A 16,101-nucleotide genomic window follows, 5' to 3' on the forward strand; every position below is an offset into this window, starting at 1 on the left:
TGTTAGCTTGTGCTTGTACTAAGAAAGTAGAGAAGAAAAGAGCGGTTAAAATAATAATTGACTTCATAATATTTGTTTTACACTGCTAAAGTACAGGGATGAATAAACATATTTTGAAGCACGTCGTTGGGCGCCATTTATCTATAGACGAATGGTAAATTAGGTTCGGTTATTAACTTGTTGAGGTTTGGAATGTGTGGTGAAAATTGTTGTTGGATATTCGCTCAGCATCCGTGAGTATTGATATGGTGGAGTATTTCAATTCTTATTCCGAAAAGTTACTGAAAACAATATACCAAGACCAGTGGTAGTTATTTGGAATTAAAAGCAGTAGGTAATGCGTTCAACTTGCCGGACTCGGTAATCTGTTATGAATTATGATTTGTTTTAAGACGAATTAGTAAAAAGTAGGTTTTGGTAAGAAATGGTTAGGTATATGTTTGGGGCGAAAAGGGTGTTTAAAAATTGAATTAAGAAAGTTTAGCGTTGTTCATTTTTGTTGTGAATTCTAAAGCCTTGATCACTCTGTTGTTTTTGTTCTTGTACAATCTTGCAACTTCGATTGTGTTTTCAGTTTCGATTGTTGGAACAGAAATATCATTACTTTCAATTGTTTGAACCATCTCTACTTGTGTAGTTTCGATCTCTAAAGAAACATTCTCGTTGTTAGCTTGCGCTTGTACTAAGAAAGTAGAGAAGAAAAGAGCGGTTAAAAGGATAATTGATTTCATAATATTTGTTTTACACTGCTAAAGTACAGTGATGAACAAACATATTTTGCCGCTCATAGTCGGGCAGCATTTAACTGTAGACGAATGGTAAAAATCAATCGTCTACGGTTTATGTAGATGTAAAATGTATTCGGAATTTAAAGGGTTGATGGGGGCTAACCTTCCATTAATGCTGAAAGCTCAAACCAGCGTTCGGTCTTACTCTCAATAGTGTCAGTTACTTCTTTAAGTTTTATACCTAGGTCTTTAATATCATCGCCACTTAATGAATCATCAGTGAACTTCTCTTGAAGCGTAACTTTCTTTTTTTCTAATTTTTGAATTTCGCGCTCTAGTTTTTTAAATTCCTGTTGGTCTGCGTAAGATATTTTTGGTGAAGCATCTGGTTCTTTCCAGCTAGTCTTTGGGGCACTTTGAACTTCTTTCTGTTCGCGTTTCTCTAATATCTGACTGTCTTCGTACGCTCTGTAATCTGAATAGTTACCTGGAAAATCCTCTACAACCGCATCACCCCTAAATACAAATAGGTGGTCTACAATCTTGTCCATAAAGTAACGGTCGTGAGATACCACCATTAAACATCCTTGAAAATCCATTAAGAAGCTTTCCAGTACATTTAGCGTTACAATATCTAAATCGTTGGTAGGCTCATCTAATATTAAGAAGTTCGGATTCTGAATTAATATGGTACATAAGTATAGTCGCTTACGCTCACCACCACTAAGTTTATTAACGAAATCGTATTGCTTTTTTCGGTCGAATAGAAAACGTTCCAATAGCTGTTGTGCAGAAATCTGTTTTCCTTTCATTAAAGGAATGTAATCTCCGAATTCACGAATAACATCAATTACCTTTTGACCTTCTTTTATTTCAATACCTTTTTGGGTGTAATAACCAAATTTGATTGTTTCCCCAACAATTACTTTACCGCTATCTGGTTGGTCGCGGCCACTAAGAATATTTAGAAAGGTAGATTTACCGGTACCGTTTTTACCAATGATCCCAATACGCTCTCCTTTTTGAAATACATATTCGAACTTATCTAGAATTGGTTTGCCAGGGAAGGATTTAGAAATCTTATGAAGTTCAAGAATTTTACTTCCCACACGTTCCATATTCAACTCTAGCTGAACCTGGTGATCTTTTCTACGCTGGCTTGCTTTGTCTTTAATTACGGCAAAATCATCAATTCTCGATTTAGATTTGGTCGTACGGGCTTTTGGCTGCCTACGCATCCAGTCTAATTCTTTTTTAAAAAGTAATTCTGTTTTATGTTGCTCTGTGGCTTCTTGCTCTATACGGGCTTCTTTCTTTTCTAAATAGTAAGAATAGTTTCCTTTATATGGATAAAGTTTTCCGTTTTCAAGCTCGATAATTTCATTACATACACGCTCTAGAAAGTAACGGTCGTGCGTTACCATAAATAGCGTCATGTTCTCTTTTGCGAAGAATTCTTCTAACCATTCGATCATTTCTAAATCTAAATGGTTGGTCGGCTCATCTAATACTAAAAGATCTGGTTTGTTGATAAGTGCATTGGCAAGTGCCAAACGTTTCTTTTGTCCACCAGAGAGTTTGCCTACCTTGGCATCTAAATCGTCTAATTTTAGCTTCGAAAGAATCTGTTTATATTGGGTTTCAAAATCCCAAGCTTCAAAACGATCCATCGCATCAAATGCTTTTTGGTAAGCATCTGCATCTTCGGGGTTTAGTAATGCCTTTTCGTAATTGGCCAATACTGTCAATACCTCATTGTCTGAAGCGAAAATAGTTTCCTCTACGGTTAAGTTCGGATCCATTACCGGCTCTTGAGCTAAAAAGGAAACTCGCGTAGATTTACGGTAGTTTACCTGACCAGAATCGGGAGTGTCAGCTCCTGACAATATATTAAGTATAGAAGTCTTTCCTGTACCGTTTTTAGCGATTAGAGCAATTTTTTGGTCTTTATTGATCCCAAAAGATAGGTTATCAAAAAGAACATTTTCGCCATAGGATTTCGAAATATTTTCAACGGTAAGTAGATTCATGTAAAGTAACTTGATTTTATTTTTTAGTTAAATATGTACTCTTAAAATAATAGATGAGATATAGATAACGGATAGCTAATGCTAATAATACGATGATTAGTAATATGGAAAACACTTGAATTTTAAACATCCACAGGATACCAGTGATGCCCAATAATATGGTTAAAAATATGATGTAAGTGATCATCCACGACGGAATTTGCTTTTTAATCATCATAAATGCTATTATAATATTCGGAGCAAATGCCCACAAAGAGTTAAAATTAGCTTTTGTTGCTAAATGGTCTGTGGCAAACCATAGAAAAAGAATGAGAATACCAGCTAATCCCGTTATTGCGAATAGTCCGAAGTCCAACCATTTATTTCTTCGTAAGTTTTTATAATCGGTATAGGTGATATAGCCAACCAATGCAAGTAAAATACAAAGCCAGAATAGTGGGGTTAAAAATAGCGGATACCGGTATTCCTGTTCAGGTATATCTAATATGACGGATTCCTTTGTTACTATCGGCTTACCGTCTAGTGTGGTATGCTTCATTTGCTCATACACATAAATTGGTAAGAACAAATGTTCATGTGGGGTTGCTTCTCTGTCAATTACCGAACCTAAAGCAAGGTCAATGCCGAAATTAGACCACGAATTCGGATTCAACTTCAAACGGATTAACTCTCGAAATGTGAGTTGGTTTTCTAAATAATCGTAGTCAAATTTGAATGTGCTCCCTAAAGTTTTTTCAAATACCATAGGTATTCTAGTAGCACAGTTGTCGAACAAAAAATCGTATTTATATTTTTTGTTTTCGGGTAATAAGTTGTGTTCTAGAAAAGTAACAATCTGGTTGCGTTGTTCTAAATTGACATCTAAAACTTGCTCTATAATCCAGCGTTTTTCTTGTTGGTAAGAATAATCGAAGTATTTAAACGGAATTCTAGAAATAGTGTATGATAATTTACCTCTGGTAAAATTTAAATAGAAATTAGGGTCTTCAAAATCATATGTTCCATAACCGTAAACTTCATCAATGCCTAAAGTTGGGTCTTGTAGTCGTATGGCGCTATGTCCGAATTTAGCAGCTAAGTCTTCACCTGTACCTACGGTCAATAAACTGATTTTTGATAATGGAGACAGTTGTGCATTTTGAGCATGTGCCCAAAATGCAGTAAAAAGTAGAATTAAAAACGTGATTTTTTTGAACATACTTTTACTAGCGCATAGCAGCTGCAAAGATGCGAATAATAACAGACTTCACAGATATTGCTTTTTTATAATTTTATGTCAATTAACAATTTCAGTAAAGAGCTGTTTGATAGAAATATAAAAGCCACCTCTTGAGGTGACTTTTTAAATATATTATCTACAATTTAATGGCTATTCAATAGTCACAATCAAATCGTCTTGTTTTACCATACTGCCTTCTTTTAGACTCACAGAAGTAACCGTTCCCGCTTTAAAAGAAGTTACAGTAGTCTCCATTTTCATGGCTTCAATTACAAATAAAGGATCGTTCTCTTTTATGGTCTGACCTTTTTTGACCAATACCTTATATAAAGAACCTTGCAACGGAGCACCAATTTGGTTCGGGTTTTCTAAATCTATCTTTTCATTAGATTCGATCTTAAGATTTAAAGAAGTATCTAGAACATCAACAAATCTATTCTCTCCGTTTACTTGAAAGAATACGGTTCGCAATCCTTGTTCATTAGGTATGCCGACAGAAAGTAACCTTACAATTACTGTTTTACCCGGTTCTAACTCTATTAAGGTTTCTTCACGAAGTTTCATACCGAAGAAGAAATGCTTTGTTTGTACCAGCGCTAAATTGCCATACAACTTATAGTTCTCATGGGCTTTTTCAAACACTTTAGGGTATAGGGTATATGAAAGAAAATCTTCCATTTCAATAGCACGCGTAAAGCCTTTTTGAAACTTCTTTTTAAAGGCTTTAAATTCCTTATCAAAATCAGTTGGTGCTAAATGTGTATTTGGTCTATTGGTGTATGGTTTTTTGTTCTTAAGAATGATTTTCTGAAGTTTCTTTGGGAACCCGCCAACAGGCTGACCTAAATCTCCCATGAAAAAACTGATTACAGAATCTGGGAAAGATATTTCTTCACCACGAGTCATAACATCTTCTGTAGTTAAATCGTTGGTTACCATGAATATTGCCATGTCTCCAACTACTTTTGAACTGGGCGTTACTTTAATTAGGTTACCAAAGAGTTTATTTACCTCGGCATACATGGTTTTTACTTCTTCGAATCGGTCACCTAAACCTAAAGCAGTTGCTTGTGGTCGCAAGTTCGAATATTGTCCGCCAGGTATTTCATGTGAATATACCTCTGCTGTACCCGCTTTTAATCCCGATTCAAAAGGGTAGTACAATTCTCTTGTATCTTCCCAGAAGTTAGAAAACTGATTGAGTTTCAGCATATCAAATTCATGTGCTCGTGGCTGATTCTTCATCATCTCAACTACCGAGTTGAAGTTCGGTTGAGAGGTTAATCCAGATAATCCGCCTAAAGCGACATCAATCACATCAACACCAGCTTCAATTGCTTTCAAGTAGGTTGTCGTCTGTAAAGAAGAGGTGTCATGCGTGTGTAAATGTATTGGTACTTTTACCGTGTCTTTTAACGCTAAAACCAATTCAGTAGCAGCATAAGGTTTTAATAGACCTGCCATATCTTTTATAGCGATCATATGTGCACCTGCGTTTTCTAAATCTTTCGCTAGCTGTGTATAATATTTTAGATTGTATTTTGTTTCGTTAACATCTAGTATATCGCCAGTATAGCTTAAAGCTGCTTCGGCAATACCACCAGTTTTATTACGTACATAATTAATACTTGGTTCCATTGCTTTTACCCAGTTCAACGAATCGAAAATTCTAAAAATATCTACGCCGTTCTCCCAAGATTTCTCAACGAACTTTTCAATTAAATTGTCAGGGTATGCTTTGTAGCCAACTCCGTTAGAACCACGAAGTAGCATTTGAAATAATATATTCGGTATTGCTTTACGTAGTTCGCGTAAACGTGTCCATGGACTCTCATGTAAGAAACGCATGCAAACATCGAAGGTTGCGCCACCCCAAACTTCCATACTAAAGGTATTTGGGTGATTCTTTGCATAACTTTCTGCGACACGTAACATATCATAAGTACGCATTCTCGTTGCCAATAGAGATTGGTGTGCATCACGCATGGTGGTATCTGTAAAATGAATCTTCTTTTCATCCATTAACCATGCACAAAATTTCTCGGGACCCATTTCGGTCAGCATATCTTTTGTTCCCTTCGGATGTGCTTCTAGCGGATTGAATTTAGGAACTTTCGGATTTCTGAAAATTTTGTTCTGATCAATATACTTAACATCAGAATTGCCGTTTACAATTACTTCTGCTAAAAAATTAACCACTTTTGATGTTCTATCTTGCGGTAATTTAATCTTGAATAGGGCAGGGGTGTTCTGAATAAAATTGACCGTTACCTTACCGTCTTTGAACGTTGGGTGCTGAATAACATTCTGTAGAAAATGAATATTGGTTTTAACTCCTCTAATTCTAAATTCCTTTAATGCACGTACCATTTTTCGGGTAGCGCCATCTAAGGTTCTACCGTGAGACGATACCTTTACTAGCATCGAGTCAAAAAACGGACTCACCTGATAGCCTTGATATATACTGCCGGCATCTAAACGAATTCCCATACCAGAGGCACTTCTATACGTCGTTACAGTACCGTAATCGGGAGTAAAGTTATTGTCTGGGTCCTCTGTGGTTAAACGACATTGTAAAGCAAAACCATAAGTGGCAATGGTTTCTTGACCGTAAATTTTTATTTGCTGGCTATCTAATTTATAATTGCCGGCAACGAATATCTGTGTTTTTACCAAGTCAATACCGGTAACCATTTCTGTAACCGTATGTTCTACCTGTATTCTTGGGTTTACTTCAATAAAATAAATGTTGTCATTAGGGTCTACTAAAAACTCTACCGTTCCAATATTGTTATAGTTCACCTCTTTGGCAATGCTAACTGCATATTTGTAAAGATTCTGTTTTACTTCTTCACCAACATTATGCGAAGGTGCAATCTCTACCACTTTTTGGTGACGACGTTGCACAGAACAATCGCGTTCGTGTAGATGACGAATATTGCCGTGGTTATCAGCAACAATTTGTACTTCAATATGCTTTGGGTCTTCTACATATTTCTCTAGAAACATGGTGTCATCACCGAAAGCATTTAAAGCTTCGTTTCTAGCAGAATCAAAATTCATTTCTAAGTCTTCATCTTTTCTAATGATTCGCATACCACGACCACCACCGCCAGAGGCAGCTTTTAGCATTAGAGGATATCCAATTGTTGCAGCTTCGGACAGTGCAACCTTAAGCGAGGTTAATTTCTTCTTGTTGCTCTCAATAATAGGTACGTTACATTTTACGGCAACTTTCTTGGCAGTAATTTTATCACCTAGGGCATCCATTACTTTTGGATCCGGACCAATGAAAATGATATCGTTTGCAGCACATTGTCTTGCAAATTCTGAGTTTTCAGATAAGAATCCGTAACCTGGGTGAATGGCATCTACGTTTTTAGCTTTTGCCAATGCTATAATCTGCGGAATATCCAAATAAGGTTTTAATGGCTGATTATCTTCACCAATTTGGTAAGACTCGTCTGCTTTATTTCGGTGCTGAGAATAGCGATCCTCATAAGTGTAAATGGCAACTGTTTTAATGTTTAGCTCAGTACAGGCTCGTAATACACGAATTGCAATTTCACTTCTGTTCGCTACTAAAACCTTTTTAATCTTCATTTTTTGGCAATGTATTTAATGGTTAGTGTTTTTGAATTTTTGTTATAAAACTTGATTTTTTATCTGAAATTGTTACAAAGTCTTTAATGTAATTCTAATATATCAACTAAACAATACTATGCGTGCATAATATTTTTCATTTAAGCACTAATTTGTGATAGGTCCTCTGAAAAGTTAGTTCTTAATTTCAACACGATAGGCTTAAGTGGTTGTAAATTTGAGGGTTATCTAGTATTAATTTGCTTTAGTAATTTTGCTATTTTTCAAAATATAGATGGACTTCTAGCTTTTTAGATAGGAATACCACTACGACCATATAATTATCTTAATTTAGAGGAATAATTGCCAAGAGGCATTGAACCATTTTGCATTTATGACATTAGACCAATTATCATGAAAAAGCACATTCCTAATTTTATCACCTTATTAAATGTTTTCTGCGGCTGTGTGGCTACCATGTTCGCTGTCATGAATAGATTAGAACTTGCTGCAATTTTTGTTGCGCTAGGTATTTTCTTTGACTTTTTTGACGGATTAGCTGCGCGTGTTTTAGATGTAAAAAGCGAACTAGGTTTGCAGTTAGATTCTTTGGCAGATATGATTACTAGCGGACTCGTACCTGGTATTGTAATGTTTCAATTATTGGCAATGTCACAAACTAGTGGGTGGGGAGATAGTTCTCACTTTTTTATGGAAGATGGTAAATTTCAATACATACACTTGGTACCTTTATTAGGTTTTATCATCACCATGGCATCGGGTTATCGATTGGCGAAATTCAATATTGATGAAAATCAGACGTCATCTTTTATCGGTTTGCCAACTCCTGCAAATGCGCTTTTAATTTTATCATTACCATTAATCCTTTTGTATCAAAATAATGACTTCTTAAATAGTATTATTCTCAATCAATGGTTTTTAATTATTCTAACATTGGTAAGTGCCTATTTGTTAAATGCTAATTTAGCTTTGTTTGCATTGAAATTTAAAAATACTAGCTTTAAGGATAATGCTATGCGGTATATCTTTATCATTATTAGTTTGGTGTTAATTGTAACCATGAAATTCATGGCTATTCCTTTAATTATTCTGTTTTATGTAGTAAGTTCTGTTATACAAGAGAGACTTTAATATTACATTAAATAGGAAGAAGCATTATGGAAAATGAAGAATATGAATATTGGTTAAGCGGTCCTATACCCAATGTACCAAATTTGTTGCAACCCGCAGCACACGCATTGTTGCAAAGTGATCGAGAGTTAAAGAAATACACTGAAGATTTCCCTAAGGAATTATTATGGGCGAAAACCGCGGGTAGAGCTTCCGTTGGTTTCCATATGAATCATATCACTGGGGTGTTGGATAGAATGATCACCTATGCAAAAGGCGAATCTCTTACCGAAGAACAATTTCAATTTTTAAAAAAGGAAGGTGCCTTTGATATGAACACAGAGGTTACCCATTTGCAGGAGCAATTTTCTGCAAAAATAGCTGAAGCGCTAACATACTTTCGAACCATTCCTGAAAGTACACTTACCGAGAAAAGAACGGTGGGTAGAAAGAAATTACCGTCTACCGTAATCGGACTACTATTTCACGCAGCGGAACATAGCCAAAGACATATGGGTCAGTTATTGGTGACCGTTAGCGTACTGCAGTCAAAGATTTGATTATTTTTTTATCAAATGAGTGTAAAAAGTAATAATGTCAGTTCGAGTGCTTCATTTTACAATATTTTCATTGAAAAATTAAGTGTATCGAGAACCTTTCTGATCACAAGGTTCTCGATACAATTTATGTTCCTAAAAAGGGAACAAAATCACTCGAACTGACAGTGCAATTAGGTACTCAACAAATTTGGCAATAGCTATTTTATCATTTATTTTAATTAGAGTAACTTAACAACATGAATACATCGGTAGTTATTATCGGCGCAGGATTAACGGGTTTGTTGACAGCATATCGTTTACAAGAATTGGGTTTTGATGTTAAGGTATTAGAGGCTCGAGATAGAATAGGTGGTAGAATACACACCTTGCAGTCTGGAAATGCTAAAGTTGAAATGGGCGCTACTTGGTTTAATGATAGTCATTTTCATTTATTGGATATTATAGAAGAATTCAAGGTTCCCTATTTTGAACAATTCATGACCGGTATCTCTTATTTTCAGACCTTTTCAAATGTACCGCCACAAGAAATAACGGTACCCAATGATGGCCCAAGTTACCGATTTAAAAACGGAACTATTGATTTACTCAATTCAATAGCTGCTAAACTGAAAACAAATACCATCTTTTTAAGTGAAGAGGTCAATGAGGTAAATATGATTGATGATAATGTTGAAGTGAAGACCAATTGTCTTACATTAAATACAGATATCGTTATTACCACATTACCACCTGCAGTTTTAATAGATCAAATAACATTTACAGCTCAGTTACCAAATGAATTTGTTTCATTGGCAGAACAAACCCACACTTGGATGCAAGATTCCATTAAAGTTGCCCTAACCTATAAAAAGCCGTTTTGGAGAAAGCAAGGTAAATCGGGTACGATATTTAGTAATGTGGGACCTTTGACCGAATTCTACGATCAATCTAATCTAGAGAAGGAGTCATATGCCCTTGTTGGTTTCGCATCTGTTAGCTGTGCTCGTTTTACTAAAGAACAACGAATTGAAAAGATAGAAGCACAGTTGAAATTGGTTTTTGGTGATAATGCCTTAAATTATGAATCGTATCATGAAACGGCTTGGTATAATGAAGAGTTTACCAAATCTCATAGACAAGCAGATAATTTGTTTCCGCATCAAAACGGAGGTCATGCACTGTATCAAGCACCATTATTTAATAATAAATTGTTTATTTCTGGTGCAGAAACCTCAAAACATCACTCTGGTTACATGGAAGGCGCTATTTTTGCAGCTGAATCTGTTGTTGCAAAACTGAAAGGTTTGCACATAACACAGTCATAAATACATGTCAATTACCTTATTATCATCCCCATTACAGGGCTTTACCGATTTTAGATTCCGCAATGCATTCCATAAGTATTTTGGTGGTATCGATACCTTTTATGCGCCATACATTCGCTTAAACGGTAAAATGGTGATTAAAAATTCGTATCAGAAAGATCTTCAGCCAGAAAACAATACTACTTTAGAGGTTATACCTCAAGTAATGACGGGTGATGCAGATGAGTTTTTGTTCGTCACTAAATACATACAGAGTTTAGGTTATAAAGAACTGAATTGGAATTTGGGTTGTCCGTATCCTATGGTTACAAAACAAGGTATGGGTAGCGGACTCATTTGTAACCCACAAAAAATTGATCATATCTTAAAACGCGCTCATGAAGAAACCGATGTGGTGGTATCCATGAAAATGAGAATGGGTTATGAAAATGCAGAAGAAATTTTAGATGTTTTTCCTATTTTAGATAAATATCCGCTAAAGAATATAGTCATTCATGCACGTATAGGAAAGCAACTGTATAAAGGCGGAGTAGATTTAGATGCTTTTCAGAAATGTACGGAAAGTACCAAACATACATTGTACTATAATGGTGATATTACTTCTGTAGCTAAGTTCAAAGAGATGAAAGAGCGTTTTCCTAATATTGAGCATTTTATGATGGGAAGAGGCTTAATTGCCGACCCATTTCTACCAATTATGATCAAGAACAATACCACCGAATACCCAAAAGACCGTTGGAAGATTTTTTCAGAATTTCATGATACGATATACCAGCAATATGATGAAGCTTTATCAGGACCAACACCTATTAAAATGAAAATGAGAGGATTTTGGGAGTATTTTGCATTGTCAACTTCCAATCCGCATAAGGCATTTAAAAAGATAAAAAAGGCTAATAATCCAAGAGCATATCAGCAGGCGGTTCGCGAGATATTGAATAATGAAAAATAATTAATTGTTATATTAGTAGTGTTAACTAATTAAAATTCAATAGTATGGAAAACAAAACGATTAAGTTTGTGTTGAAAATATTGACAATTTTTCCAAGTATTTTTTTTCTTACCTATGTATTGAATGGATTTGATTTAAAGTTTTGGGTTTTTGAGATTATTATTAGTTTCATGACGTCTTTTGGAATTGTTTTTTGGCAACTGTTTGATTATGAAAAGTATAATGAAATTTCTTATGAAGATTTTTTAGAATCTAAGCATAGTTTAAGTTTAGAAAATAGCGAAGAAAATTGGGACCAGTTTAATGAAATGATTAAAAATCCATTGTTGGAATTGGAAATTATAGAGAGAACGGATGAAATGCTAAAAGTTCTAATTGCAAGGAAATTTATTGATTCTATACTTACAGTAAGAAAAACTAAAGATGCTATTATAGTAAATATTGAAAAAAAATTCTTTTCTTTTTTGCCAGATCGTGCAGAGAATTACCGCACTATTCAGAAGCTTGCCAAAAGAAGTCAACAATCTAAGCGTATATCTACAAGCGAGGCGTGAGATATTGAATAATGAGTAAGGTAACTGTTATCTTTGCGGTATTGTTCTAAAACTCACTAGTGAAAGACCTTCTTTTAATAACACCTCCTTTTACCCAGTTAAACACTCCGTATCCGGCAACGGCATACATTAAAGGTTTTTTGAATACAAAAGGGATTTCTTCTTTTCAGTCCGATTTAGGGATAGAGGTTATTCTGGCCCTCTTCAATAAAAATACATTTCAAAAACTATTCGAAATAGCCTACGAAACAGATGCTATTGTTTCTGAAAACACGCAAAGAGTATATGCATTACGTCAAGAATATCTAAAAACCTTAGACGCCATAATCCTATTTCTACAGGGTAAAAATGACACCTTGGCAAGGCAATTATGTACCGATAATTTTTTACCAAAAGCTTCTCGTTTCGAGCAGTTAGATGATTTAGAATGGGCTTTTGGTACTATGGGTATGCAAGATAAAGCCAAGCATTTGGCAACCTTGTATCTTGAAGATTTATCAGATTTTATTGTAGAATGCATTGACCCAAATTTCGGATTCAGTAGGTATGCAGAACGATTGGGACGCAGTGCCAATTCATTCGATGAGCTTTATAATCATTTAAACGAAGAACCCACTTTTATTGATGAGTTAACATTAGCTATTCTAAAAAAGCAATTGGCTGAAGTACAACCAAAATTGGTGTGCTTTTCAGTTCCTTTTCCTGGTAATTTATATAGTGCTTTTCGTTGTGCTCAATTTATAAAAGCAAATTATCCTGATGTAAAAATTGCCATGGGTGGCGGCTTTCCCAATACAGAGCTTAGAAGCTTAACTGATATTCGTGTGTTTGAATTCTTTGATTTTATTTCGTTGGATGATGGTGAACTTCCGTTGGAGCTTGTTCATCAATATGTAACTAATGGAGAAGGGGAATTAAAACGGACATTTATTATAGAGGATAATAAAGTTGTTTATAAAAATGATAGCAAACAGCAAGATTATAAGCAACAAGAGGTTGGTACGCCAGATTATTCTGACCTACAATTAAACAATTACATTTCCGTCATTGAAATCGCCAACCCCATGCACAGTTTGTGGAGCGATGGTCGTTGGAACAAATTGACCATGGCGCATGGCTGCTATTGGGGGAAATGTACTTTCTGCGATATCTCTTTAGATTATATAAAAATATATGAACCTGTAGCGGCTAGTTTGTTGGTTGACCGTGTAGAAACATTAGTGGAACAAACCGGTGAATCCGGATTTCATTTTGTAGATGAAGCGGCACCGCCATCATTAATGAAAGCTTTTGCATTGGAGATTTTGAAAAGAAATTTGACCATCACCTGGTGGACAAATATTCGCTTCGAGAAAAACTTTACGCAAGATTTGTGCTTTTTACTGAAAGCATCAGGTTGTATTGCGGTTTCAGGCGGATTGGAAGTAGCATCTGACCGACTTCTTAAACTAATAGATAAAGGCGTTACGGTTGAGCAAGTGGCGCAAGTAACACGAAATTTTACCGAAGCGAATATCATGGTGCATTCGTATTTAATGTACGGCTACCCAACACAAACTGTTCAAGAAACGGTTGATAGTTTAGAAATGGTACGTCAGTTGTTTGAATTAGGAATCATACAATCAGGATTTTGGCATCAGTTTGCATTGACCGCTCATAGTCCGGTAGGTTTGCATCCGGAAGAATACGGAGTACTGCCCGATTTGAAAAACATCAGCTTTGCAAACAATGATATTGATTTTAAAGATGAAACGGGCATCGACCATAGTATTTTTAGCTTTGGGTTAAAAAAATCGCTCTTCAATTTTATGCACGGTATCGGTTTCGATATGGGTCTGCAAGAATGGTTCGATTTTGAAATTCCGCCATCAACGATTTTGCCAGATTATATTTATGATTGCTTGCAACAGGAAGTTGTCTTAAAAACAAAACCTACGGCAAAAGTTGTCTTTATAGGTCAATTGCCATTAGTACAAGAGCACGAAAAAAAGAAAAAAGGGATGACATGGAAACAATTGCAAATGTATTTTCATTCCACTTCAGGTGCCTATGAAATTACGGTAGATAGAGAGCAAGGACAATGGCTATTAGAAAGTTTAGAAAAACTACGTCCGGAAAACAAACCGACCACATACGCACAATTAAAGAAAGATTTTGAGGCGCAATTTGAAGATTTTGAATTGTTTTGGTATTCAAAACAAGTATTAGGATTAAGAGAACACGGACTATTAATTCTATAATAAAAGCTGCATTGAATTTTCAATGCAGCTTCAAAATATAAATTATGGTTTGGTTTATGAATAGGTTAGGGAGTACCCAACTTCAGTACTATACGATTCCGATAGAATAGAGTCTACAAAAATCCATTCAGAAGTTACTTCTGTGGTGGTAAAAGTGGTCATCATAAAACCTCTTCTAGAAGCATCAAAATAATTAAGGTCATCAATTAAGGCTACCATGGCATTTTGAAAACCTGCAATTAATTCTGCATTAACATTAGCGCCAAGGTAGGTTTCAAAACCAGGTGAACTAACAGAAGATGTAGCCAATTCAATTCCCACTTCTGATCCATCTGCAGCGGTAAGTGTGTTTTGCCAAGCGTTATGGGTATCACCGGCAAGTGTTACGATCTTTTTGCCGTTCAATGTACCGTATATTATTTCGCGGTCAATTGGGTAGCCGTCCCAGGCATCTAAATTATATGGAATAACAGAGGTTACTCGGGCAGTTTCTTCTGCTGTTAATGTTGGGTCGTTGTTTAGCAATCTAAGTTTTATGGTTACCAGTTCTGTAAGTATGCCAGCAAAATTAGGAGAGCCAAATGCAGTTAATAATTCTGCCGGTACATTCATTTTACCCATTAGTACCTGTTGCCCCAATACTTGCCATTTAGCTGAACTGCTGGTTATTTCAGAAATTACCCAATCTCGCTGTGTTGTACCTAAAATAGAACGTGTGGGATCCGTTAATGCAGTTTGGAAGGCTACGGCATCAATACCTGTAGCGGTGAAATAATCGGTAATGTTCAATTGTTTGTCCCTCCCGATCAAGCGGGTATCCATAAGTACAAGATTTACAAGGTTTCCAATATTTACGGATCTGTAAATAACGCTGTTATCATCTGCTGAAATTCTTGAGAACGGTAAAAATTCGCTATATGCTTGCAGCGCATTCTGTTTTCTGGCTTCAAAACTACCTTCTGTAGCTTCATCATGGTTTTCTGCGCCTTCTTTATAGGTGTCGTTGGCAATTTCATGATCGTCCCAAACACATATAAACGGTTTCTTTTGATGTGCCAATTGTAAGGAAGCATCTGATCTATATTGCTTGTAACGGGTTCTGTAATCATCCAAAGAAATAATTTCTCCCGTAGGTTCATGAAAACGGTTTAAGAAAGCATTTTCTTCCGTAGAGCCATACCCACCGGCGCCATATTCATAAAAATAATCCCCTAAATGAACAATAATGTCAGCATCAGAATTTGCCATGGCATCGTAAACATTGAACAAACCTGCTTGGAAATTAGAACATGAGCATACCGCTAATTTTGCTTGCGTAGCATCGGTTGGTAGGGTAATGGTCTCCCCAACAACAGAAATAGAATTATCCGAAGTGCTAATAAACCTATAATATAATTTTTGATCGGCTTCCAACTCGGTCAATTCAATAGCAAGTGTGTTATCTCTAGAGCTTTCGGTGGTTATTTTCCCCGTTCTTAAAATGTTGCTAAAATCGTTTTGGGTTGAAACTTCCCAAATGATTTCAACATCTGCAGCCATATAGCGCGTCCAAATTATTACACCGGAATTACTTGGGTCAAAACTGGCAACCCCATACGTGAAGTTCTTTACCGTTAACTGAGATTCGTCATAATCAACTTGTAAATCGTCATCATCACTGCAGCTTATAAAGTTAGGAGCTAAAATGATACCCCCTGATGCCATTAAGGTTTTTTGAATAAAATTTCTTCTGGTGTTTTTCGTCGTTTTCATCTGGTCATTTAGTTTCCTCAAAATTGTTTTAATTCTGATGAAAACATGT

Annotated in this window: 11 protein-coding genes; 6 read left to right on the plus strand and 5 right to left on the minus strand. The window is 35.8% G+C overall.

The annotated features are described in order from the left end of the window. Window positions 1-470: 470 nt before the first annotated feature. The 4 genes from DFQ03_RS07370 to DFQ03_RS07385 form a co-directional block, all read right to left on the minus strand. Window positions 471-731, minus strand: coding sequence for a hypothetical protein (locus DFQ03_RS07370; protein WP_133672520.1), 261 nt, complete (start codon window positions 729-731; stop codon window positions 471-473). Between the two features lie 155 nt (window positions 732-886). Continuing rightward, window positions 887-2,758 (minus strand): ABC-F family ATP-binding cassette domain-containing protein, encoded by a 1,872-nt coding sequence (locus DFQ03_RS07375; RefSeq protein WP_133672521.1) that lies wholly within the window; start codon window positions 2,756-2,758, stop codon window positions 887-889. Between the two features lie 16 nt (window positions 2,759-2,774). Continuing rightward, window positions 2,775-3,956: a lipoprotein N-acyltransferase Lnb domain-containing protein gene (locus tag DFQ03_RS07380; RefSeq protein WP_133672522.1), complete on the minus strand. Its 1,182-nt coding sequence runs from the start codon at window positions 3,954-3,956 to the stop codon at window positions 2,775-2,777. 171 nt (window positions 3,957-4,127) lie between these two features. Beyond that, on the minus strand, window positions 4,128-7,580 hold the full coding sequence (locus tag DFQ03_RS07385) for a pyruvate carboxylase (protein WP_133672523.1): 3,453 nt from the start codon (window positions 7,578-7,580) through the stop codon (window positions 4,128-4,130). Window positions 7,581-7,973: 393 nt separating this feature from the next. On the opposite strand from DFQ03_RS07385, the gene DFQ03_RS07390 reads away from it, so the two are divergent. The 6 genes from DFQ03_RS07390 (at window position 7,974) to DFQ03_RS07415 (ending at window position 14,300) form a co-directional block, all read left to right on the plus strand. Beyond that, complete coding sequence (locus DFQ03_RS07390; RefSeq protein WP_133672524.1) at window positions 7,974-8,711, plus strand: CDP-alcohol phosphatidyltransferase family protein; 738 nt, start codon at window positions 7,974-7,976, stop codon at window positions 8,709-8,711. A 26-nt stretch (window positions 8,712-8,737) separates the two neighbouring features. Then, on the plus strand, window positions 8,738-9,250 hold the full coding sequence (locus DFQ03_RS07395; RefSeq protein ID WP_133672525.1) for a DinB family protein: 513 nt from the start codon (window positions 8,738-8,740) through the stop codon (window positions 9,248-9,250). A 236-nt stretch (window positions 9,251-9,486) separates the two neighbouring features. Further along, a complete protein-coding gene (locus DFQ03_RS07400) occupies window positions 9,487-10,554 on the plus strand; it encodes a flavin monoamine oxidase family protein (RefSeq protein WP_133672526.1) in 1,068 nt (355 codons plus the stop codon). Between the two features lie 4 nt (window positions 10,555-10,558). Then, window positions 10,559-11,506 carry a tRNA dihydrouridine synthase gene (locus tag DFQ03_RS07405; RefSeq protein ID WP_133672527.1) on the plus strand — a complete coding sequence of 316 codons (948 nt, stop codon included), beginning with the start codon at window positions 10,559-10,561 and terminating at the stop codon, window positions 11,504-11,506. Window positions 11,507-11,550: 44 nt separating this feature from the next. Beyond that, window positions 11,551-12,060 (plus strand): hypothetical protein, encoded by a 510-nt coding sequence (locus DFQ03_RS07410; protein ID WP_133672528.1) that lies wholly within the window; start codon window positions 11,551-11,553, stop codon window positions 12,058-12,060. Between the two features lie 59 nt (window positions 12,061-12,119). Beyond that, the gene (locus DFQ03_RS07415; RefSeq protein WP_133672529.1) at window positions 12,120-14,300 is read left to right on the plus strand and encodes a B12-binding domain-containing radical SAM protein; all 2,181 of its coding nucleotides are present in this window, start codon (window positions 12,120-12,122) and stop codon (window positions 14,298-14,300) included. A gap of 54 nt (window positions 14,301-14,354) precedes the next feature. Here DFQ03_RS07415 and DFQ03_RS07420 read toward each other — a convergent pair whose 3' ends face one another. After that, on the minus strand, window positions 14,355-16,052 hold the full coding sequence (locus tag DFQ03_RS07420; RefSeq protein WP_133672530.1) for an alkaline phosphatase D family protein: 1,698 nt from the start codon (window positions 16,050-16,052) through the stop codon (window positions 14,355-14,357). Between the last annotated feature and the right edge of the window lie 49 nt (window positions 16,053-16,101).

The sequence above is a fragment of the Maribacter caenipelagi genome (assembly GCF_004364175.1).
GTDB classification, from domain to species: domain Bacteria; phylum Bacteroidota; class Bacteroidia; order Flavobacteriales; family Flavobacteriaceae; genus Maribacter; species Maribacter caenipelagi.

What these genes read in the sequence shown, in the direction of transcription:
- DFQ03_RS07390 (WP_133672524.1), top strand. Translation starts at nt 7,974, where the DNA reads ATGAAAAAGCACATTCCTAATTTTATCACCTTATTAAATGTTTTCTGC.
- DFQ03_RS07400 (WP_133672526.1), top strand. Translation starts at nt 9,487, where the DNA reads ATGAATACATCGGTAGTTATTATCGGCGCAGGATTAACGGGTTTGTTG.
- DFQ03_RS07385 (WP_133672523.1), bottom strand. Translation starts at nt 7,580, where the DNA reads ATGAAGATTAAAAAGGTTTTAGTAGCGAACAGAAGTGAAATTGCAATT.
- DFQ03_RS07380 (WP_133672522.1), bottom strand. Translation starts at nt 3,956, where the DNA reads ATGTTCAAAAAAATCACGTTTTTAATTCTACTTTTTACTGCATTTTGG.
- DFQ03_RS07410 (WP_133672528.1), top strand. Translation starts at nt 11,551, where the DNA reads ATGGAAAACAAAACGATTAAGTTTGTGTTGAAAATATTGACAATTTTT.
- DFQ03_RS07375 (WP_133672521.1), bottom strand. Translation starts at nt 2,758, where the DNA reads ATGAATCTACTTACCGTTGAAAATATTTCGAAATCCTATGGCGAAAAT.
- DFQ03_RS07395 (WP_133672525.1), top strand. Translation starts at nt 8,738, where the DNA reads ATGGAAAATGAAGAATATGAATATTGGTTAAGCGGTCCTATACCCAAT.
- DFQ03_RS07420 (WP_133672530.1), bottom strand. Translation starts at nt 16,052, where the DNA reads ATGAAAACGACGAAAAACACCAGAAGAAATTTTATTCAAAAAACCTTA.
- DFQ03_RS07370 (WP_133672520.1), bottom strand. Translation starts at nt 731, where the DNA reads ATGAAATCAATTATCCTTTTAACCGCTCTTTTCTTCTCTACTTTCTTA.
- DFQ03_RS07405 (WP_133672527.1), top strand. Translation starts at nt 10,559, where the DNA reads ATGTCAATTACCTTATTATCATCCCCATTACAGGGCTTTACCGATTTT.